General features: G+C 41.9%; 17 protein-coding genes. 5 read left to right on the top strand and 12 right to left on the bottom strand.

Annotation, left to right across the window (positions count from 1 at the left end; all coding sequences use genetic code 11):
- Positions 1-14: 14 nt before the first annotated feature.
- The 4 genes from ABJF11_RS10505 to ABJF11_RS10520 form a co-directional block, all read right to left on the bottom strand.
- Positions 15-3,689 (bottom strand): T9SS type A sorting domain-containing protein, encoded by a 3,675-nt coding sequence (locus ABJF11_RS10505; RefSeq protein WP_348119805.1) that lies wholly within the window; start codon positions 3,687-3,689, stop codon positions 15-17.
- 298 nt (positions 3,690-3,987) lie between these two features.
- A complete protein-coding gene (locus ABJF11_RS10510) occupies positions 3,988-4,707 on the bottom strand; it encodes a DUF4197 domain-containing protein (RefSeq protein WP_348119806.1) in 720 nt (239 codons plus the stop codon).
- 25 nt (positions 4,708-4,732) lie between these two features.
- On the bottom strand, positions 4,733-5,260 hold the full coding sequence (locus ABJF11_RS10515; protein WP_348119807.1) for a hypothetical protein: 528 nt from the start codon (positions 5,258-5,260) through the stop codon (positions 4,733-4,735).
- 10 nt (positions 5,261-5,270) lie between these two features.
- Positions 5,271-6,515, bottom strand: a complete 1,245-nt coding sequence (locus tag ABJF11_RS10520) for a tetratricopeptide repeat protein (protein WP_348119808.1) — start codon at positions 6,513-6,515, stop codon at positions 5,271-5,273.
- A 236-nt stretch (positions 6,516-6,751) separates the two neighbouring features.
- Here ABJF11_RS10520 and tyrS point away from each other — a divergent pair, with 236 nt between their 5' ends.
- Positions 6,752-8,038, top strand: a complete 1,287-nt coding sequence (gene tyrS / locus ABJF11_RS10525; protein WP_348119844.1) for a tyrosine--tRNA ligase — start codon at positions 6,752-6,754, stop codon at positions 8,036-8,038.
- 64 nt (positions 8,039-8,102) lie between these two features.
- Positions 8,103-10,127, top strand: a complete 2,025-nt coding sequence (locus tag ABJF11_RS10530; protein ID WP_348119809.1) for a thioredoxin domain-containing protein — start codon at positions 8,103-8,105, stop codon at positions 10,125-10,127.
- An 88-nt stretch (positions 10,128-10,215) separates the two neighbouring features.
- On the opposite strand, the gene ABJF11_RS10535 is transcribed toward ABJF11_RS10530, so the two are convergent.
- Both ABJF11_RS10535 and ABJF11_RS10540 read right to left on the bottom strand, forming a co-directional pair.
- The gene (locus ABJF11_RS10535) at positions 10,216-10,743 is read right to left on the bottom strand and encodes a ferritin (RefSeq protein WP_348119810.1); all 528 of its coding nucleotides are present in this window, start codon (positions 10,741-10,743) and stop codon (positions 10,216-10,218) included.
- 132 nt (positions 10,744-10,875) lie between these two features.
- A complete protein-coding gene (locus tag ABJF11_RS10540) occupies positions 10,876-11,211 on the bottom strand; it encodes a hypothetical protein (protein ID WP_348119811.1) in 336 nt (111 codons plus the stop codon).
- A gap of 92 nt (positions 11,212-11,303) precedes the next feature.
- Here ABJF11_RS10540 and ABJF11_RS10545 point away from each other — a divergent pair, with 92 nt between their 5' ends.
- Positions 11,304-12,092, top strand: coding sequence for an MBL fold metallo-hydrolase (locus ABJF11_RS10545; RefSeq protein WP_348119812.1), 789 nt, complete (start codon positions 11,304-11,306; stop codon positions 12,090-12,092).
- A 92-nt stretch (positions 12,093-12,184) separates the two neighbouring features.
- The gene (locus ABJF11_RS10550; RefSeq protein WP_348119813.1) at positions 12,185-12,979 is read left to right on the top strand and encodes an MBL fold metallo-hydrolase; all 795 of its coding nucleotides are present in this window, start codon (positions 12,185-12,187) and stop codon (positions 12,977-12,979) included.
- Here the strand turns inward: ABJF11_RS10550 and ABJF11_RS10555 are convergent.
- Entirely contained in the window at positions 12,976-13,338 is a 363-nt protein-coding gene (locus tag ABJF11_RS10555; protein WP_348119814.1) for a hypothetical protein, read from the bottom strand. The two genes, ABJF11_RS10550 and ABJF11_RS10555, sit on opposite strands and share 4 nt — an antisense overlap.
- A gap of 172 nt (positions 13,339-13,510) precedes the next feature.
- On the opposite strand from ABJF11_RS10555, the gene ssb reads away from it, so the two are divergent.
- Positions 13,511-13,852, top strand: coding sequence for a single-stranded DNA-binding protein (gene ssb / locus ABJF11_RS10560; protein WP_348119815.1), 342 nt, complete (start codon positions 13,511-13,513; stop codon positions 13,850-13,852).
- A gap of 101 nt (positions 13,853-13,953) precedes the next feature.
- Here the strand turns inward: ssb and ABJF11_RS10565 are convergent, their stop codons facing one another.
- The 5 genes from ABJF11_RS10565 to ABJF11_RS10585 form a co-directional block, all read right to left on the bottom strand.
- Positions 13,954-15,777: a hypothetical protein gene (locus tag ABJF11_RS10565; RefSeq protein ID WP_348119816.1), complete on the bottom strand. Its 1,824-nt coding sequence runs from the start codon at positions 15,775-15,777 to the stop codon at positions 13,954-13,956.
- Positions 15,778-15,835: 58 nt separating this feature from the next.
- Complete coding sequence (locus tag ABJF11_RS10570) at positions 15,836-18,478, bottom strand: tail fiber domain-containing protein (RefSeq protein ID WP_348119817.1); 2,643 nt, start codon at positions 18,476-18,478, stop codon at positions 15,836-15,838.
- Between the two features lie 12 nt (positions 18,479-18,490).
- Positions 18,491-19,129, bottom strand: coding sequence for an outer membrane beta-barrel protein (locus ABJF11_RS10575; RefSeq protein ID WP_348119818.1), 639 nt, complete (start codon positions 19,127-19,129; stop codon positions 18,491-18,493).
- A complete protein-coding gene (locus ABJF11_RS10580) occupies positions 19,126-19,632 on the bottom strand; it encodes a T9SS type A sorting domain-containing protein (protein ID WP_348119819.1) in 507 nt (168 codons plus the stop codon). The genes ABJF11_RS10575 and ABJF11_RS10580 overlap by 4 nt, the downstream gene beginning before the upstream one ends.
- Positions 19,633-19,705: 73 nt before the next feature.
- Positions 19,706-20,032, bottom strand: coding sequence for a hypothetical protein (locus ABJF11_RS10585; RefSeq protein WP_348119820.1), 327 nt, complete (start codon positions 20,030-20,032; stop codon positions 19,706-19,708).
- Between the last annotated feature and the right edge of the window lie 496 nt (positions 20,033-20,528).

Raw genomic sequence — 20,528 nt, forward strand, 5'->3', positions numbered from 1 at the left:
CTATATATTAATTATTACCGTTTAATGATTTTAAATGATTGATGTGTGCTTGATCCTGTAATCTTGACCATGTAAATGCCCACAGGTTGATGGTAAGCATCCCACACGAAGTCTGAGGCTACGTCTATGTTGTCTAATCTGTGTACCAATCTACCAGACGTATTGTAAATTCTCATATTTACTCTTTCATCAATTGATTCAAGGTTTTCACCAAATGCCACCTTGAAAGTAAACTGATCTTTGGATGGGTTTGGCCAAACCACGGTACTCAATTCCATGCTTAGTTCTGCCAACGGCACAGCCTCCGTTTTGCGACTAGCTGCAGAGGCTGCCGCCGGAATGATTGATCCGAACACCTGAAATACCTGATCTAGCGGTGGTTGCCCAAATGCAGTAGATACTCCTGTCCAATCTATGGCACCGGTTCCAAAAAGATTCAAGTTGTCTCTGAACTGAGGCTCAGCTCCGATTCCACCATTCTGTGAGGTCCAAAACCATTGTGTAGCAGCTGGATTGAAGGCCAAATTTGTATACACAGAAATCCAATAAGTGCCGCTATTCAACTGCACCACATCCGGTAGTGTCAAATTTAGGTTGGCGTTGAGTGGATCTGAATCGGGTACAATTTCTCCGCTATTGTAGATTTCAAGACCAGGGCTTCCCAGATTATCTTCATAGATCACTACGGACACACTGGTAAATGTGGGCGAGTTATTCGCTCCACCGAAGGCTAGCACATTGCTGATCTCCCAACTATCTCCTACCGGTACTACGAAATCATCAGCTGTCTGCGCGATACCACCGAAGTCGATAAAATTTTGAGAGGGCAGAGAGGTTACTCCTGCTCCAAGCTGCTCATACAGCGTAGGCTTTGAGATGAAGACGGTAAAGCCTTCAGCTACCTGCTCATTACCTGAGGTAGCGATCAATCCAATAGTCGCTGACCCGAGCGTGTCGGCAGCAAAAGATAGTGTAAGTGAAGTACCATTGTCAGTAACTGTGACGAGACCTGGGTTTGTATTGATCAGCTCTACGTCGATGCTTTGACCATGAGAATGTACAAACAGATCTTCAATATTTACGACTACATCGCTGCTGTTCTCGTCTACTACCAGATCTTCCAGAAGATAGGCGACACTTAGTTTCGACTCTGGCAGTGGATTGAAAAAGATTGGAAATCTTGCGCTAAACAGTCCATTGCCATGAGCACCCACGGCAATAAATCCGTCTTTCCTGGTTTTGACTTCATCAGTCACCGCATTTCCGATGATGAAAGGTTCACGATACCATCGGGTCTTACTGCCATCCAGACGACGGGTATAGTAGAGTCCGGTACTGGTAGCGGCGAACACTTTTTGAATCCTTGGCCCAAAGAAAGAATCGCTACCTCCAAAAAAGGCCGTACTTCTTACTGAAGGACCATTGCCGGTGCCATCTTCATTTTCTTCCAGATTTCCGCTGACATTGACCCAAGTCTCTCCTCCATCTTCGGTCAAAAACAGACTTTGGATTCCATAGTTGGAAAATGAAATCACCACTCGGTCTCCATTAGATGGATCAACTGAGATATCGTTGACATATCCGGGCGGTAGTCCCTTGCCAGTGGTAAGATCAGTGGCAGGTTGATTATCCAGATTGGCATTATCCATTCTATATACTCCACCACTGTTGGTTCCATAGTATAATCTGTTGGCTTCGGGATACGTCGACAAATCCAGCGAGGTAATCGTAGTTCCTGCCGGAGTATCGGAATTGGGTAAGTTCACCCAGTTGACTGTAGTCGTGGCATTACTAAAAAGTGGAATTCCGTCCAGGTCATTATTTCTCCAAATTCTGTTGCCGTCCGGCAAATACATAATGTTATCGTTATGTGGATCAAGCACAAATGGCGCAACAAAATCAAGATTATTTGCACCCGCAGGTTTCACTCGAGTGAAGGACTCGAATTCTCCCTCGCTGTCAAAGTTGAGGCGATAGATATTTCCAAACTGAGAAGATACATACCGAGTAGCTCCTGCATCTGCAATAGCATTGTAGGAACCATCTCCACCAAAGTCTTCTTCCCACGGCTCTGATAGATCAGTAGAGGAAGTAAACCAGGTGCCATTGTCCTGAAATCCTGCTAGCAAGTCGTCGCTATTTGGCTCCGGATCAAAGGCTACAGCATATGGTTGTGTGGTTACATATCCATTGTTTAATGAAGTCCAATCGACAGGCTCAGCCGCTGAATTGGAAGTAGTGATATCGTCAGCCAAAAAGACTCCGCCGTCTGTACCGGACAATACTTTGTCAGGATTGGACGGATAGAAGACGAGTGCATGATGATCTGGGTGCTGGTCCGGGTAGACGCTTACATTATTGAGTGGAGAGTATCCGGCAATCCAGCTTTCCTGACCCGTCGGAGTTGTAAAAGCGGTGTTGGATCTATAGAGATTGGTGCCTCCTACAAAAACGGTGCTAGAATCTCCTGGGTGCACTTTTACCAGCATATTGTAGCCAGTTTGGAAATTTAGATTTCCGACAGGCCCACCAATAGCGACTGGCAGATTTGCACTCAAATCAGTCCATCTGCTGCCGATAGCATCCGTAGCGATATATCTAAAAAGTCCCTGTGGCCCTAGTTCGTCATGGTTGAGAAAGTAGACCCTGTTTTCGTTGGTCGGATCGATGCCCATCACGGTACGTCCAAAGAAAATTGGATAAAAAGCAGGTGTTATATTAGTCCAGTTGTCTCCATCATCAGAGGTGAAGATTCCAGCATTGGGTACACCGCTAAAGTCGATCGTGGCATAAATTTGTCCTTGCGAGGTGATAGCGACCTCCACGGTAGCATCAAACCCTCCAGTCAAAATTTCTTCAAAGTTCTTTCCACCGTCTGTGGATCGATGGAGACCATTGAAGGTTGCCACATACAAATCTCCATTTGTTGGATCGATGGCTATGGAGTTTGTGATGTCAAACGGGCCGAAAGAACCGATGGCATCATCGTCTGTAGCAGACAGGAGTTTGAACGATCTTCCTCCGTTTACAGATTTATAGACACCGGTACCTGAATAGAATGCCCCACCTTCGCTGGCAGAATTCCCTATTCTTTCGCCGGTACCATAGTACCAAATATGATGTTTGCCTGGTCTGGGATCCTGCACAATGCAGGTGATCCCAGGTGCTTGTCTGTTTGCGGTGACCTTTCTCCAGGTTGCCCCAGCGTCGACTGATCTCCACAGTCCGCCTGACACTCCACCTGCCAAGATCACATTTTCATTAGTGATATCTATAGCCAATGCTCGAGTTCGTCCGCCGACATTGAAGGGTCCTCTGTTCTTCCAGTATCCATACTTACTGTATCTGCCTCCCATGCGATCAGCAGAGTGCTGCATGTCCTGCCCTTCGGCTATTTTCTCCGAAAATCTGAGTTCTAAATCAGCAATTCCCGCAGGCATTTTGCCTGTATAGGGATTTTTCAACCTATTGAATTCATAGGTCTGTCGGTCAATGGCATTATCGCCGACGGCTGACGGTTTGCTTTCGGTAGGGCCTGTCCTACTATCAAAAAGTTTGGATTGCTTGTACAGGGCGTGCCCTCTTGGATGTTGGTCGGGCTGTTTCTTCAATTGCTGTGCACTTGCCGTGCTAAATACACATAGGCAAACAAAGGCCAGCAGGCCCTTGATTAGGTTAGAGTAATACATAGGTTAAGTTAGTTTAGTTAAACAATTGCGGGCTAAAGCTTTGAATCAACTCCTCCGCATTGAATTCAAATAGTGCTCGTTTGCTACTATTCTGAGTATAAAAATAATCTATTTTCTATGAAAATCTGACACCCCATGCAATTGAATTTTCCTTAGTATTGATAAACAGGCCTTTCGCTATTCATCTTTGAGTGTATCTACAGGGTTTCTGTTGGCTGCTATTAGAGACTGATAACCAATGGTAATCACAGCTATTCCTAATGCATTCCGGATCTTCTACATTTGGAAGAGGCCTTTATTATTCAAACACTTTTTTGAGTAGATCTGAGACTCTAGCCTTTGGATTTTTACGAATTTCAAGTTCTTGTTTGGCTACTTGAACAAAGAGTCCATTGATGGCTTTTTTAGTAACATATTTTTCTAAATCTGGATTCACCTCATCGACAAACGGTAGTTTGTTGTAGGATGAAAATACGGTATTCCAATATTTGGTGGCGTCGACATTCTCCAGTGATGTTTTGATCTTAGGCTGAAATTTTTTTGTCAGCTGAGCTCGGGTAGACTTCTTCAAATATTTAGTTGCAGAGTCGTTGTCTCCTCTCAAGATGGACATGGCATCTTTAATATCCATGTCTTTGATAGCGGCGACGAAAAGGGTCTTGGCTTCACTCGCCGCATCTTCAGCAGCTCTGTTCATTGATTTTATGGCCTGGTCCACTTTGTCTCCCTGGCCTAAGCTTCTGAGTTTGCTTTCTACTTCACGAGCTTCCTTAGGCATGAGTATTTTGATTTGAGGGTCCTTAAAGTACCCATCAGGTTTTGAGAGTTTATTCACTCCTTTTTCTACTCCCCTGTTGAGCGCTTCTTTCAACCCGGCGGCCACTTCTTTCTCAGTCAGTTTGCCATTAGACATGGATGGGATACTGCTTTCCGCCTTTTTTTTCAAGGCATTGAAGTCTTGTGCATTCACAAGGATAGTCGACAAACAAAGGGCTAAAATGAATATTGAAGTTCTCATAGTGGTTTTAGTTTTAATAAAATTCTTATTTCTTGTCTACCATAAGTGAATTCAAATAGTAGGCCACCATTTGCATACTCTTGTCGGTTTCTTGCTTTGAGGTCAACCGGAATAGCTTCAGTGGTGTGCTTGATTTCATTCTTAAATGAAACTCGTACACAAATTCTTTATTGCCATTTTCAAAGGCACTTACAAAGGTCGAGTTGGTATATCGCTCAACAAAAATGTCGGACCAGTGCTCTTTGGTATGTATGATTTTCCGACCGCTTAACCCCTGAATGGTGATTGTTTGCATCAAGGTGTCCAAATCGACTCTTCTTGGAAGTGACACACTTAAATAAACAAACGGACTAAAAACCATTATCAACCCCATCAAGAAAATCAGTATATGAGAGGCCAAACCAAAGAAAACAACCACTATCCCCCCAATCACTGAAATTACAGAAAGCTGTATCCTGTTTATTGGGCTCTCGATGGAGACGCAATGCTTGTGTTCCTCCAGGACATAAGAATTCTCAGTAAAATGATGTCGGATACCTGAATTTAGACTCAAACTGCGGTGGCTATTCTAATCTGAAACAGACCTGTTCTAGTGCCGGTTCGGCTCGCTCCTCGCCTAAATCATAGGCTTTGCGCAAGGCTTCGCATGCTAAATCGTCTTTTTTTGCTTTCATATAAGCAAGTCCAAGATTATAGTACACCACACCATCACCGGTTCCGGATCTGAGATATCGCTGGTAGTAGGTGACAGCCTGTGGGTAGTTGTTGAGCTCTTGAAATGAGTTTCCGATCAAAACAAAATTGCGAGTCAGCGTATTGTCAGTATAGACAGAGGTTTCAAAATCCTTAATGGCATCCTTATGACGATCCAATTTTGCTTTTACCATGCCTCTATTCATCAAATCGTTTGCATTATCTCTCTTGATTTGTAGTGCCGAATCATAATCGAGCAATGCTTCTTCGTAGTTGCCTTTTTGATAGTTTTCAAATGCTCTTCTAGAATAAGCCATCGCAAAATCTCCTACTCCATACAGAATCTTATCGATTTCATTTTTTTCATCTGCATCTACAAGGAAGCTCAAGTTGTATAGTGCAAGTCTATGAAACTGATCTATTTCGAGCGCATTCCTAAAATCAGCTTCGGCTCCGGCCGCATCCTCTTTTTTCAATTTGAACAAACCTCTGTGCACGTAGTAGTTGGGTTCATGATTATTGAGCGAGATAGCCTTGTCGTAGTCCAACATAGTAGGTGTACTAAATCCCATTTGCTCATAGGTCTGGGCACGTGCCAGATAGACGTCTGCCATCATGTCCTCGAGGGTGGCGATGCCTGAGAATATCATTTCGCCTTTTTCATCATAGGACGCACCTTTGAATACTATGGCTTTCGTTTCAAATGTCTCTACATTATTGATCAGGAAGGTAAAATCTTGTGCGGCCTGTTTATAATTTTTCTGCTTGAGGTAAACCAATGCTCGCTTAAACATGGCAGTATAGTGCTGAGGGTCTATTCTCAAGGCAGCCTCGAAATCAGCCAACGCCCCAATGTTGTTGTCTGCAAGTTCTTTGGCCTGACCTCTGGCAAAATAGTAGTCACTATTGCCTCCATATAGTCTGATGGCACTGTCATAATAAACAACTGCTAAGGGGAACTGCTCTCTCTTGCTTGCCCTATTCCCTTTTTCATAATAGTCCGCTGCGATAGATTTTCGCTCAGAAGGACTAGCATACAAATCGGAGTTTTGAGCAATGCCTGTGGTGGTGATAGCCAGGGTAAACACCCATAGCAAAAGGAGTACTTTTTGCATTCTCATAGTAATAGCGTAATTCTCAATCAACATGGCTTCATTTTCTTTGACCCAACGGCATTAACCAAGTACGGTGCCAAAAAGAAATATCTCACATCCAAAGGATGAATCATTCCTTGCGTCAATTTACAAAATTTGTATCAGAAATTTATTTTTTGGGATTATTATGAGAACCATATTCAAAAATCTTTGAAGACTCTATCTTTGCCAACTTATCGAAATTAATAGATGCAATGATTAAGGATTTTGTAGAAGAACTAAAATGGAGGGGCATGATTCACGACATGATGCCTGGCGTACAAGAGCAATTGAATAAGGAGCTGACTTCAGCCTATATAGGTTTTGACCCTACAGCTGACTCTTTGCATATAGGTAGTTTAGTTCAAATCATGACACTGGTTCATTTTCAGCGATCAGGTCATAAGCCATTTGCTTTGGTAGGCGGTGCCACAGGCATGGTCGGTGACCCTTCTGGTAAGTCGGCTGAAAGAAATCTTCTCTCCGAAGAACTCCTAAACCATAATCTTGAGTGTGTAAAAAAGCAGCTGGAGCAATTTCTGGACTTTGACTGTGGCGAAAACTCGGCCGAGATGGTCAATAATTATGACTGGTTCAAGAACTTCAATTTTCTTGATTTTATCCGTGATGTCGGTAAGCATATCTCTGTAAATTATATGATGGCCAAAGACTCTGTAAAGAGTAGGTTGGAATCTGGCATGTCGTTTACCGAATTCAGCTATCAACTGGTACAAGGATATGACTTCTACTGGCTCTACACTAATAAAAATTGCAAAGTACAATTGGGTGGATCCGACCAATGGGGAAATATAGTGACTGGTACAGAGTTGATCCGTCGAAAGAGCCAGGGCGAAGCTTGGGCGATTACCACACCATTGATAAAAAAGGCGGATGGCACCAAATTCGGGAAAACTGAAGGGGGAAACATCTGGTTGGATAAGAAGCTAACCTCTCCTTATAAATTTTATCAATACTGGCTCAACTCATCTGATGAAGATGCTATCAATTACATCAAGATTTTTACTTTGAAGACTAAAGAGGAAATAGATACGCTCATAGCGGAGCATCAGGAGGCACCACATTTGCGTAAGCTACAGCAGGAATTGGGCAAAGATATAACGACACGTGTCCACTCTGAGTCGGATTACCAAATGGCGCTCAAGGCCTCTGGTATCTTGTTTGGAAAATCGACTACTGAGGATCTGGAATCATTGGATGAGGACACTTTCTTATCAGTATTTGAAGGAGTGCCTCAAACGACTATCTCACGGAGCACTTTCTCAAGCTCTCAAAACGTGACCGATTTGCTTTCGGAAGAAAGCAACGGCATAGTGTTTCCCTCCAAAGGCGAGGCACGTAGAATGATCAAAGGAGGTGGTGTGAGTGTAAATAAGGTTAAATTGGAGAATGAAAATCAGGCTGTGGACTTCAGTTTGCTAAACGGAAAGTACCTTCTTGCTCAAAAAGGCAAGAAAAATTACTTCCTGATTACCGTAGAAGATTGACATGCACAAGGGACTCATTTTTATATTATTAATTGTACTATCCACATACGCTTGCACGCAAAACATGGGACAAGAACACAAATTCACCAACAATCTAATATCTGAAACGAGCCCGTATCTGCTACAGCATGCGCACAACCCGGTGGATTGGTTTCCATGGGGTACAGAGGCTCTGGATCTCGCCAGACGTGAAGACAAGCTCATGATCATCAGTATCGGGTATGCGGCATGTCATTGGTGCCATGTAATGGAGCATGAATCGTTTGAAGATTCCACCATTGCAGCCAAAATGAATACGAACTATATTTCTATCAAAGTGGATCGCGAAGAACGTCCGGATATAGATCAAATCTATATGGATGCCGCGCAGCTGATGACTGGTCGTGGTGGCTGGCCGCTCAACGTGATCACATTGCCTGACGGTCGTCCGGTTTTTGCAGGTACATATTTCCCAAAGGAGAATTGGGCTAAAGTGGTCGACTACTTTGCAGAGATGTACAGAACTCAACCGGGCAAGATGCTGGAGCAAGCAGAGAAAGTCACGCAGGGCATCAACCAACTGGAGGTGCCAGAGCTGAACCAAACCGGCGCTCCGTTCAACGCTGAACTTTATGCTGAGGCGGGCCAAAAAGTGGTAGCATCCATCGATATGAAATATGGTGGACGAGAGGGAGCTCCCAAATTCCCTATGCCAGCAATCCATGAATTTTTGCTGACTCAAAATTATTTTCTCCAAGAAGAAAGTATCAAAGAAGCGGTGAAGGTCACTTTAGATGGTATGGCTAACGGTGGCATTTACGATCACCTTGGTGGTGGTTTTGCCAGGTATTCTGTAGATGAAACCTGGACGGTGCCCCACTTCGAAAAGATGCTGTACGACAACGCTCAGTTAATTAGTCTGTATAGCCATGCCTATCAGGTATACGATGATGAAATATACGCTCAAGCGGTGAGAGAAACCATATCGTTTTGTAAACGCGAACTGTCGGATGGATCTGGTGGATACTACTCCTCTCTGGATGCGGATAGCGAAGGCGAAGAGGGGAAATTTTATGTATGGTCTGAGGAAGAAATAGATCAAGTACTCGGAAGTGAATCAGAAATGTTCAAGAGCTATTTTGGGGTGACCAAGCGTGGGAATTTCGAAGGTCACAACATTTTAGAACGAAAGAAGACCATCCCGGAGCTTGCCACTGCATATGAGCTATCAGAGGAAACTATAGTCAAACAGTTGGCTTCGTCAAAATCTAAATTGATGGAAGTGCGATCTACAAGAATTCGCCCGGGTCTGGACGATAAAATATTGACCTCCTGGAATGGCTTGATGATCATTGGACTGGTGGACGCCTACTTTGCACTCCAACAAGAAGAATATTTAGAAGAGGCCCTAAAAACGGCAAAGTTCATCAAGATAAATCAGATTCAGCCGAATGGTCAACTGCTGAGAAATCATAAAAATGGTCAGTCGACCATCAGCGGCTTTTTAGATGATTATGCATTTACTATCCTTGCTTTTATCAGACTGTACGAGGCTACTTTTGATGAGGAGTGGCTAAATGAGGCCAACCAGCTAAAATTTTATGTAGACAAGCACTTCTCGGATGAGAAAACCAAAATGTACTATTATACTTCTGATCAGGATGAGAAACTAATCGCCAGGAAGATGGAGCTGTCGGACAATGTGATCCCTGGATCCAACTCGGCGATGGCGGAGGCGCTGTTTCTATTGGGGCAGTTTTACTACGATCAAGACGATCTGAAACGAGCGGTACAGATGGTGAACAACATGGAAAAAGAATTTATGGGTCAGCCTTATTTTTACAGCAATTGGGCCAAAATATATGGATTGATGGGTCAGCGACATTATGAAGTGGCCATTGTGGGTAAAGATGCCCAGTCCAAAAAGCTAGAGTTCGTCAAAGAGTATTACCCAAATAAAATCCTTTTGGGGGGTGATGATGAGGGGAGTTTAGAACTTCTAGAAGGCAAACATGCCAAAGGTAAAACTCTTATCTACGTATGTGAGGACAAGTCTTGCCTGTTGCCGGTGGAGGATGTAGATAAAGCTATTAACCAGATCAGTAGATAAGCCTTTAGACTTTGAGCTCAACAAAAAAATAAAACCCAGCCTGAATTTTCAGACTGGGTTTTTGTTTTATTAAGGGCAATCTTTTTTTCTACTCTTCTGTGTAGCTGATTTTCAATATTCTCTCGTCTATTAATAGCAATGAGGCTGGGTCATCACCAAGCATGTCGAATAGCTCTAGTGCCTTTCTTGCAATAAACTCTTCCTCTACCTGCTCTTTGACAAACCACTGCATGAAATTTTCTGTCGCAAAATCTCCGGATTTTCTACAAGCAGCTACAATGTGATTGATTGATTCAGTCACGTTTATTTCGCTTTCTAGCGCAGTCTCAAACACTTCTCTTAATGAGCTGAATTCGTTTTGAGGTGCGTTTATGGCAGCTACAGTTGGCTGCCCTCCCATATCACTGATATAGTGAAATAGCCTAAGCATATGACCTCTCTCTTCATTGCTCTGCTCGTAAAAGAATTTTGCACTATGATCAAATCCATGCTGATCACACCAAGCTGCCATGGCCAAATAGCCTGCAGACGATTGAGCTTCCAGCTTCACTTGTTTATTCAGCATACTCAAGACATTGTCCTGAACTGCTACTTTCTGTCTCATTAGATCTTTCATTTCCTTTTTTTCAATGTTCAAAAAGTCCCGGAAGCTTATATCCGTACTTTATCTACTATATAAATATATACTATAGGTAACTAAAATGAGATGAAATGGTTGAGTGAGATCGAAATTTAGAACAAGTCTAATTTAGACAAGAGCACGAACAAGTCGTTGCTGCACGATGCTGTTGAGCTCCAGCATGACTAATGTACCAGGAATCAGATCTTTCATTTCGATGATTTCGTCAAGCGTAAGTACCATCAGCCGATCTTTGTCACACATAGGAATTACCTCTAGCCCGTCACAAGTAGCATCGCTGAGCAGGAGAGTGTCAATATTTAGCTGATCCAGCCTGGTCTTGAATGCAATCAAGGCGCAAACAGACATGCGGTATTCATTCCCTTTGAAATGGATATAAAAACAATTGTCCTTATCGTTTTGCTCTACCCGGCCGTGTGTTGTATGATATATTGTGTGTATCACGATGCAAAAGTACTTCTTATTTAGAATTATTTCAAATAATAATCTAATACGTTTTATGAGTCTCTCAGATGTTTTAGTTTAAATTAAAACCTATGAAGAAATTATTATTCTTGCTCATCCACATGATCTCGGTCCAGCTGTGTGCCCAGGACACCATTAGATATATAGCAAATGAGGGTTTGATGATTCAATCTGGTAGTCGTCGAGTATTGATTGATGCTTTATTTGACAATTACTATCCTACCTTTCTATCTCCTACCCTCGGGGTGGTAGAAGAAATCATGGAAAAGAATCCTCCCTATGGAGAAATAGATTTATTTCTTAGTACTCATGCACATCGGGATCATTTCTATAGCAAGATGGTGCTCGATTTTCTCAAAGCGCATGAGGAGACTTCATTCGTCGGCACTTTCCAGGCAGTAGATTCCATGCGTATGCTTGGATCAGATTATGACGAAGTCAGTACCAGATTAATTGGATATGGCAGAGTAGAGTCCTGGCAGAATAAAAAGATAAATGACCTACAGCTACGCACGATCTATGTCAGGCATGGTGGTCGCCAAAACTATGATGTAGACAACCTTGTTTTTTTGATAAAGATCAATGGAAAAAACATCATTCATCTTGGAGACGCTGAGATGGATCTAAAGCATTTTTCCGGCCTGGATATAGTCAGCGAAAATATTGATGTTGCACTCATTCCCTATTGGTTTCTAGCCTATCCTCCTGGAGTGGAAATAATAAATAAATACATCAGACCTACAAAAATTATTGCTATCCACTATCCAAAAGTCGGAGACCCGAAATCTCTAAAGGCCATTAGGGAAAATTTCCCTGAGGCCGTTGTATTTACTGAAACTGGAGAAACATTTCCGTTTTGATGGACTGGAAGTTTTCAATTAGAGAAAAACATTGAATCTATTAACTTTGCTTTTTTTTGAAGGACTTGAGTTGCAATAAATCTATTAATTGAATGCTGTTTTTGAGAATTGTTGTTTTTATCATCTTTGTGGGTTTATCGACATTTTCCATAGCCCAAAAAGCTACATATATCGCAAATAGTGGTGTATTTGTGGAAGTAGGTAACACGAAAATATTGATTGATGCACTGTTTACCAATGGTCTCAGAAGGTTCTCCACTCCCAATGATTCTAAACTGGCGGCTATGACTACAGGTAAGTCTCCATATAATAATTTATCGCTTGCGCTAATTACTCATGCCCATCAGGATCATTGTGACCCCAGTCAACTTTCTAAGTTACTGCTGAACCAAAAAACACTCAATTGTCTAACTACACCACAAGTGTTGGACTCTATAGAGGCAGTAATGGATGACTATGAAAGCATACATGACCGTACACTCACCTTTCCGATCTCCAGAGGCTGGCGAACGTATAGCAAAGAGGGACTAAGCATTAAGGCCGCATACGCGCGACATGCCGGAAAGATTAATGCCAAAGTCCAGGACATCATATTTATTGCCGATATGGAAGGCAAAAAAGTTCTTCACTTAGGCGATGCAGATATGGATCCTAACCGCTTTGATGAGCTCAAATTGCAATATGAGGACCTTGATATAGCATTTGTGCCCTTTTGGTATATGACTAGTTTTTATGGCGCTGAGGTCATACATAAATATATCAAAGCCAAAAAAATCATAGCTGTTCACTTCCCATTAAATGGGAGTAAATTGTCATTGGAGAAGATTAATAAATTTTTGCCAGAAGTGATGGTATTCCAAAACCCCGGCCAAACCGTCAGCTTCTAAGATCTATCTACAAGTAGGACAAACCCTTCTTCCAATTCCATATAACCTTGATCATAGCAGAATTTGTACTCGTTCCCTGCTTTGGTCACATAAGTATTGGTGAAGAAATCAAAATCAAATCCTGATTTCAGGAGCTTATCTCGATGCATTTTACTTTTTCCACTGTCATTTAGTGAGCATAAAACTCTCCGGTTTTTTCGCAGTTTGTTATTTACATTTCTGACCATATTGGTCACGTCTGAATTGGCTTTGTTGTTAGCTGAATTTCTACAAGCATCAGAGCAGTATTTTTTATCTGTTCGTCCATAGACTGGACGGTCGCACTCGGGGCATAGGCGTAGGTTTAGGTTTTCATTCATAAATCTAAGCTACATAATTACATTCAACAACAAACGACTACAAATGGCTAATAAGTGAATACAAGCATTTATATACCGATTAACCAGGCTTACCCCTTCAATATTTACATTGTCAATGACATTATACATCATATCATTTGATGAATTAATCACACAAAAAATTTCGATAAACATGAATACTTTAAAAAACAATGTGCAATTAATTGGTAGACTTGGGAATGATCCAGAATTGCGAACTTTTGACAGCGGTAAAAAAATGTCCTCATTTTCCATGGCCACCAATGAGACTTATGTCAACAATGAAGGTGAGAAAATAGAAGATACCCAATGGCATAATGTGGTCGCCTGGGGCAAAAAGGCTGACCTAATTAATGATTTCCTTAAGAAGGGAAGTGAGATTGCTATACAGGGCAAACTGGTCAATCGAAACTACGAGAAGGATGGAACTACAAAGTACATCACAGAAATCAGTCTGAATGAGGTATTTATGTTAGACAAGAAACGAGAGGAATGATTGGTTGCAGGGCCGTACAAGGTGTTGAGTCAGTTTTCAGCGCCTTGCAGCGGCCCTCATTTCATATCTTACTAATCATTACTGAGCACATTAAGGTAGCCTTAAGGGCCATTGAGATCAACCCACCCACCGTACTCCAATGGATCGTCAAGCTTTCCAAAATCTTTGCTATCGCTGGTTGTTGTTCTGATATAAATACGGCCGTTAATCATCCGAGCCATCAACACCACGCCATATTTATTATCTCCATTTAGATTGGAGATGTCGACAGTCACTGAGGCAATATTTGTGGTACCTCCTGATGGATTTCCAAAACTGACATATGAATTCCAGTTTGATATATCTGCCAACCCGCCCATATTCTGATCGCGATTTGTATTAGTTCTAACATATACTTCATTGGTGGACGGTTTTACTGTCACTAGAATTGCTCCAATATTGTCATCGAGACCCCTTCTTGCAAATGCCATATCTACCATCGACATTCCTCCTTCGATATATCCATCTACGTCTAATTTGACACTTGGACTAGAGTTGCCAATTCCCACATTACCACTCCTAAGCAAAGTAATGCCATCTGACCAATTCCAACTACCATCACCGTTGTCATAAGTAATTTGCAAGTAATCTTTAGTACTGCCGCGAGAATGCGCTACGAACTTTTTTCCATTATCTCTACCAAAAATTAAATTATCTGAACCTACAATATTTCCATTGACATCCAAAGTTTCAGAAGGATCAGTCAGGCCGATTCCAACATTACCGTCATCTCCGATCACCATTCTATCTTGTACACCACTATTTTCAGTTTGAAAATGTAGTCGACTGGTGGTACTATTCCAGGATATATATGATTCGTTGCCTACCGAACTGGATGGAGTCGCCGAGGTATTGAATGACAGACTTCCGGTGGTAATAAAATTACCATCGGCCACTGCATGCCCGGCTACGTCCAATGACTCTTGCGGAGTAATCGTGCCTATACCAACATTTCCATCATCTCCGATCACCATTCTATCCTGTACACCACTATTTTCGGTTTGAAAATGTAGTCGACTGGTGGTACTATTCCAGGATATATATGATTCATTGCCTACCGAACTGGATGGAGTCGCCGAGGTATTGAATGACAGACTTCCGGTGGTAATAAAATTACCATCCGCCACTGCATGCCCGGCCACGTCCAATGACTCTTGAGGAGAAGTGATTCCTATACCGACATTTCCACCTCTCAATAGAATAATTCCATTTGACCAATCCCAACTTCCATCAGGATTGTCATTAGTAATTTGCAAGAATTCTTTAGTACTCCCACGAGAATGCATGACAAACTTCAGTCCATCATCTCTCCCAAAAATCAGATTATCTGAACCCACAATATTCCCATTGACATCCAATGTTTCTGAAGGATCAGTCAGGCCGATTCCAACATTGCCAGTGGTCGCTTCAATAGTAAGTTTTGGATCTGTAGTAAGATCAGTTCCCAAACTAAACTTATATTTATCACCATCACCGGTATCCACGCCAACTGTCCAATTCAAACCAGGAAGGATAATCTGACTCAGCTGATGGAATTCAATATTTTTTACATTTACATTTCTGAATTTGCCATATTGTCTACGATCGAATTGAGCTTTGCTCCATTCATTTTCTTTGTGGTTTCCTTTTTCTGCCTTGCCGCTAAAAATCTGTTCATCGAATTCGGTAGCCAATTTGTAGCTCGAGAAAATTTGGTTTTTTTGAGAACCTAAGCTTGCGGTCTCCAGCGCAGCTACAGCATTATTGCTTTGGGCATAAGATTCTGATGTCACACGTATGTGTTGCTTGTCATTTGCATTGAGATATTGGGATTTGGCGTGAAAACGACCGCAGGCTATTATCATACTGGCAAGCACAAGAATCATTTTCATCAATTGACTGGACATTATCATATTGTTTGGGGTTATGTTCTCACTAAAAACTTTCATTCCTTATATTTTTCACTCAAAATTTGTTAGCCAGCATGGCCTCAAGTGCGGCTAACCTGCTTTCCATTATTTCTTGCTTTTCTCTTAACTCATCATTCTCAGCTTTCATTTCATGTATTGCTTCTACCAGATGAGGTATAAAGCCCGTATAATTGACTGCCTTGAAACCTTCGGCGTCTTCTTCAACCAATTCTGGAAATAATTTTTCGACCTCCTGAGCAATAAATCCTGTTTGCAATTGGTCCATGTTTTTGGGTCTGACACTATTCCAGTAATAATGGAAACCCTGGATGGCAGTCAGTTTGGCCAAGCTTTTGGTGAGAGGCACAATCCTTTCCTTGAGCCTTCTATCTGAGCTTTGAGTAAGAGCTCCGGCTAAAAAAGCATTACCATTTTTGTAAACAATAAATGCATCTGCTCGATTGCTATTGTCAAGCCCATTTCCGACAACCAATAATCGATCTGCGCTGTTGTATGCGGTGGTGGAAATCGGCGTATATTCCGTATTGTATATTCCCATAGCCACTTCTCCAAAAGAGATCGACTTGCTCCCATTTCCCATGGCGGTTGAGTTGTTTCCTGAGGCCACGGTACTAATCCCAAAGGCTGTAGCCAGCACTGCGGACGCTTCAGTCTGAAAACCGAATGCTGCCGAATAAGAGCCATGTGCTTTGTTGCCATGTCCAAATGCCATTGATGAATTACCAAATGCTTCGTTTTGCGCTCCAATACTTGCAGAAGCCAACGCAGAAGCTATATTATTTACTCCCAATGTAGTTGACGCGATACCCACATTAGAATCATCCCAATATGTGCCTACTGACCCTCCAGCTCGAAAGGCTCCTTTACTTTTATCGAAAAAGAATCTGAAATCATCATCCGTACCTGCTATGTCGGCGAGACTGGTGCTGCCAAAAACAAAATCGTCTGAGGCAGTAGTTCCTGGTGAATTGCTAATCACACCTGTAGTAGTTTCGAAGGATTTCGAAATTCCATCTACATAATTTTTAGTAGCCGCATCCTGGGGATCGGATGGATCAGCCATATTTGTAATTGAAATGCTATTGGCATCCGCTCCATTGCCCAAAACACTGGCTAAATCCTGAGAATCGGTATTATCCAGGTATCCGCTCAAGTCGATGGTGGTGGCACTGCCATTATTGGTGATCGTCAGGTCATCACCTGTCAAATCCAAATCCTGAATCTCGTTGGTGATGGAACCATCTACTTCGGTGAAAGTCGTCAGGTAGCCGTTGTTGGAGACATATGTATCGACCTGAGCTTCGGTGAGCTGGGTGTCGGTATTGTCCAGGTATCCGCTCAAATCGATGGTGGTAGCACTGCCATTGTTGGTGATCGTCAGGTCATCACCGGTCAAATCCAAATCCTGAATCTCGTTGGTGATGGAACCATCTACTTCGGTGAAACTTGTTAGATAGCCATTGTTGGAGACATACGTGTCGACCTGAGCTTCGGTGAGCTGGGTGTCGGTATTGTCCAGGTAGCCGCTCAAGTCGATGGTGGTGGCACTGCCATTGTTGGTGATCGTCAGATCATCACCGGTCAAATCCAAATCCTGAATCTCGTTGGTGATGGAACCATCTACTTCAGTGAAACTGGTTAGATAGCCGTTGTTGGAGACATACGTGTCGACCTGAGCTTCGGTGAGCTGGGTGTCGGTATTGTCCAGGTATCCGCTCAAGTCGATGGTGGTGGCGCTGCCATTATTGGTGATCGTTAGATCATCGCCCGTCAAATCCAAATCCTGAATCTCGTTGGTGATGGAACCATCTACTTCGGTGAAACTTGTTAGATAGCCGTTGTTGGAGACATACGTATCTACTTCAGCTTCGGTGAGAGGAGTGCCTGTCATATTTTTGACATATCCCAGAGCTGCGATATCCGCATCTGTAAGCTGTGTATTTCCATCCTGTAGACCTACGAGATCCACGGAGTTTCCTGATGAAATGGAAAGAACTGTACCCGCCAGGCTGATGTCCTGAATCTCGTTGGTGATGGATCCATCTACTTCCGCAGTCAGATAGCCATTGTTAGAGATATAATCATCTACTTCGGCTTCGGTAAGACGGGCACTGCTAATAGCAGCTTCTGTAATGAACCCATTTTCTATAGCGTAAGCCACTACTTCCTCTTCGGATAATTTTGAAGGCAACTCCACTGAACCTCCATTGCTTAGTAATAGCGTACCGTCTTCCATACTTAATTGCTGGGGCTGTGAATTCAATGCATAGGGAGAGCCTAGTAGTTCTTCTGATCCGAAGTACTCATATTGATTATCTATATAGAGTTCTACATGCAAGAAATAGGCAATCTCGCCCCATTGTAATTGCTCAATTTCGGAGCTTAAACTTTCTTTTGCTCCTCTTCCTACAATCAACCGAAACATACCATAAATGTCGGTTCTGGTATCATGAGATTCTTGATACACTTGTGCTCCTTCAGCACTTTCCTCAGTAATAGTAAATCTGACAGTGATGTCTTCACTTGCCAGCACTTCACCATCTGAGTCTTGCCCAGGTCTCTCACTCTTTGATTGATCCAGGGCTACAGCCTGGTATGAAAACCCAACACTCTGCGAACGTCCAAATCTAGCTATTGCCAAAAACAGAATAAGAAGTATTATTTTATATAATTTCATTTTTGTAATGGTTTATTTGGAAATATGAAAGAGCAAGGTCACTTCTATTTTAAAATCCCCGATAGTCAGGCTTTGTTCCGCTGGCTCCAAATCTGAAAGGCCTCTGGCATACGTAAAACCGAGTGTAGCGCTCGATTCTGCTGATATATAATAGGCGACGCCGACGTTGGCCAAAACGCCAAGATTTTTCCTTTCCAGATAGGCGGTCAGGTCATATTGCTCGAGACCACTTTCCTGAGTACCTCCTATCATATAATCCATATATACCCCAGCACCAAAAAAAGGATAAACGGCGCTTTCCTGGCTACCAAAATGCTTAAACATTAGGGTGGTCGAAAGATTATTCATCTTCCAGGACTGTAGAATATTGTTTTCTTTGTTTCTAAAACTTATCTGTTCGAAGCCAACTTTTAGTTCTATTACATTGTCCCCAGTCTTTGCTTTATTTCTACGTGAATAGTTTATAGTCTTTTGCCCTGTAAAGTGTACACCAAATCCGATTTCTCCTTTGATTCGATCGTCTTTTTCACCTTCACTATTTTTGAAGTTTATCTGGCTTAAATTTGCTCCAAGTCCCAGACCTACTGAATGTTGTGCTTTTGATATTGCACACCCACATAGCATTAGTACGAGTATCATCAATGGTTTCATAATAGTAGTAATTTTTCGGTTCCAAGAATTTGACCTTTGTTCTTTAAGACCACGTGATAAATGCCTCTGGTCAAAACTTTTTTGTTTAATTCAATAGTCATTGTTTTGCTAGCACCGAGATGTTCATTCATCATCTGTCTGCCGTCAATATTGTATATCAAAAGCGATACGTCCTCTGGCTGATCAGATAAAACCAGATTTACCTGTCCATGTGATGGGTTAGGAAACATCTCGAATTGAATAATTTTGCGGATCGGAGGTTCACCAGCCTTTATACCATTAGGTTGTAGAAAACCCTGGGCCAGACTATATCTATCCTTGGTGCCTATTTTTATGGGTGACGACTGAGCGATTGCCGATTGCAAATGGAATTTGTGACTATTAGCATATGTTAGTCCTCCAGATGCACCAATTACACTTCTTTTAAGGATAACTGTTGCTTGAGCTTCTGTTGGAATCGCTCGTATCAATAAAACTAAAACTATCAACACTGAAATTTTCATAATTAATTTTGTTTAATATTCTGTTTACAGGCTGGTTTGTAAGGGTGGTTGTCCTATTCTGGAATAATGACTCTTAGCTTTTCATTTCAGTTTCTCCAGATAGAACCATCCATTTGGGTTCGATCTTTTTCTTAAATCGAACATGTTCGAACAGCTTAAATAAAAGATGTATCAGCCTGGTGATTTTCTGGTCAAGCAGAATGGTTCTATTAACAGGAGGTCTATAGAAAGCCTTGACGGAAGTGTGATTTTCGAGCTTACCATCAGCTTCGTGTCGCTTATGATTAGCTTTTGCAATGAAAAAGGATTTCTCAAATTTTGTTAAGTGATATTTTATCTCACTCACAATCATTTCGAATCTCTTAAAGGTAGGTAGGTTCTTTATGGCTGAAGGTTTCATGGCGAATGAATTTATATTCAGTAAAAAAACTTATATACAAATGTGAGCATTCACAATGGCACAAATCGGCCATCATTATCTGAAAAATGGGCAGCAACAGGGTAGTAAACGGACTTATTTTGGTGCCAATTCAGTAGGTTTATATGGCATAAAATGGACATATGGCGCATTAATTGAAGGATTTGACAGCTTCAGACTCTTGTAAAGACGATAAGGTGGTTCTTGACTTTTTTGCAAGATGTAATCAATTAATTGGCCACAATTCATTAAATTTATAATATAGTATCTAACAGAGTAGTGGAGATGGAAGTTTGATAATATCGTTCATCTTAATATTTCAGCATATTTACCAAACTACTCCTGACCTTTGAAATAATAACATCCCCAAGTTATTTCTAAGGAGATTTTGACTTATCATATTATTTGTCAATTGAATCCTTTTAAGGTATTAATATGATTGTCTTGTACTTGTGAGTCAAAGCTTTGTTTTGTGACT

This window comes from Reichenbachiella sp. (genome assembly GCF_039941815.1).
Lineage (GTDB): Bacteria > Bacteroidota > Bacteroidia > Cytophagales > Cyclobacteriaceae > Reichenbachiella.

Bases quoted from the DNA above. Each gene is read 5' to 3' on its own strand.
- ABJF11_RS10575 (WP_348119818.1), bottom strand. From the start codon at position 19,129: ATGAAACCATTGATGATACTCGTACTAATGCTATGTGGGTGTGCAATA.
- ssb (WP_348119815.1), top strand. From the start codon at position 13,511: ATGAATACTTTAAAAAACAATGTGCAATTAATTGGTAGACTTGGGAAT.
- ABJF11_RS10535 (WP_348119810.1), bottom strand. From the start codon at position 10,743: ATGAAAGATCTAATGAGACAGAAAGTAGCAGTTCAGGACAATGTCTTG.
- ABJF11_RS10580 (WP_348119819.1), bottom strand. From the start codon at position 19,632: ATGAAAATTTCAGTGTTGATAGTTTTAGTTTTATTGATACGAGCGATT.
- ABJF11_RS10555 (WP_348119814.1), bottom strand. From the start codon at position 13,338: ATGAATGAAAACCTAAACCTACGCCTATGCCCCGAGTGCGACCGTCCA.
- ABJF11_RS10570 (WP_348119817.1), bottom strand. From the start codon at position 18,478: ATGAAATTATATAAAATAATACTTCTTATTCTGTTTTTGGCAATAGCT.
- ABJF11_RS10505 (WP_348119805.1), bottom strand. From the start codon at position 3,689: ATGTATTACTCTAACCTAATCAAGGGCCTGCTGGCCTTTGTTTGCCTA.
- ABJF11_RS10520 (WP_348119808.1), bottom strand. From the start codon at position 6,515: ATGCAAAAAGTACTCCTTTTGCTATGGGTGTTTACCCTGGCTATCACC.
- ABJF11_RS10550 (WP_348119813.1), top strand. From the start codon at position 12,185: ATGCTGTTTTTGAGAATTGTTGTTTTTATCATCTTTGTGGGTTTATCG.
- ABJF11_RS10545 (WP_348119812.1), top strand. From the start codon at position 11,304: ATGAAGAAATTATTATTCTTGCTCATCCACATGATCTCGGTCCAGCTG.
- ABJF11_RS10530 (WP_348119809.1), top strand. From the start codon at position 8,103: ATGGGACAAGAACACAAATTCACCAACAATCTAATATCTGAAACGAGC.
- ABJF11_RS10565 (WP_348119816.1), bottom strand. From the start codon at position 15,777: ATGTCCAGTCAATTGATGAAAATGATTCTTGTGCTTGCCAGTATGATA.
- ABJF11_RS10585 (WP_348119820.1), bottom strand. From the start codon at position 20,032: ATGAAACCTTCAGCCATAAAGAACCTACCTACCTTTAAGAGATTCGAA.
- ABJF11_RS10510 (WP_348119806.1), bottom strand. From the start codon at position 4,707: ATGAGAACTTCAATATTCATTTTAGCCCTTTGTTTGTCGACTATCCTT.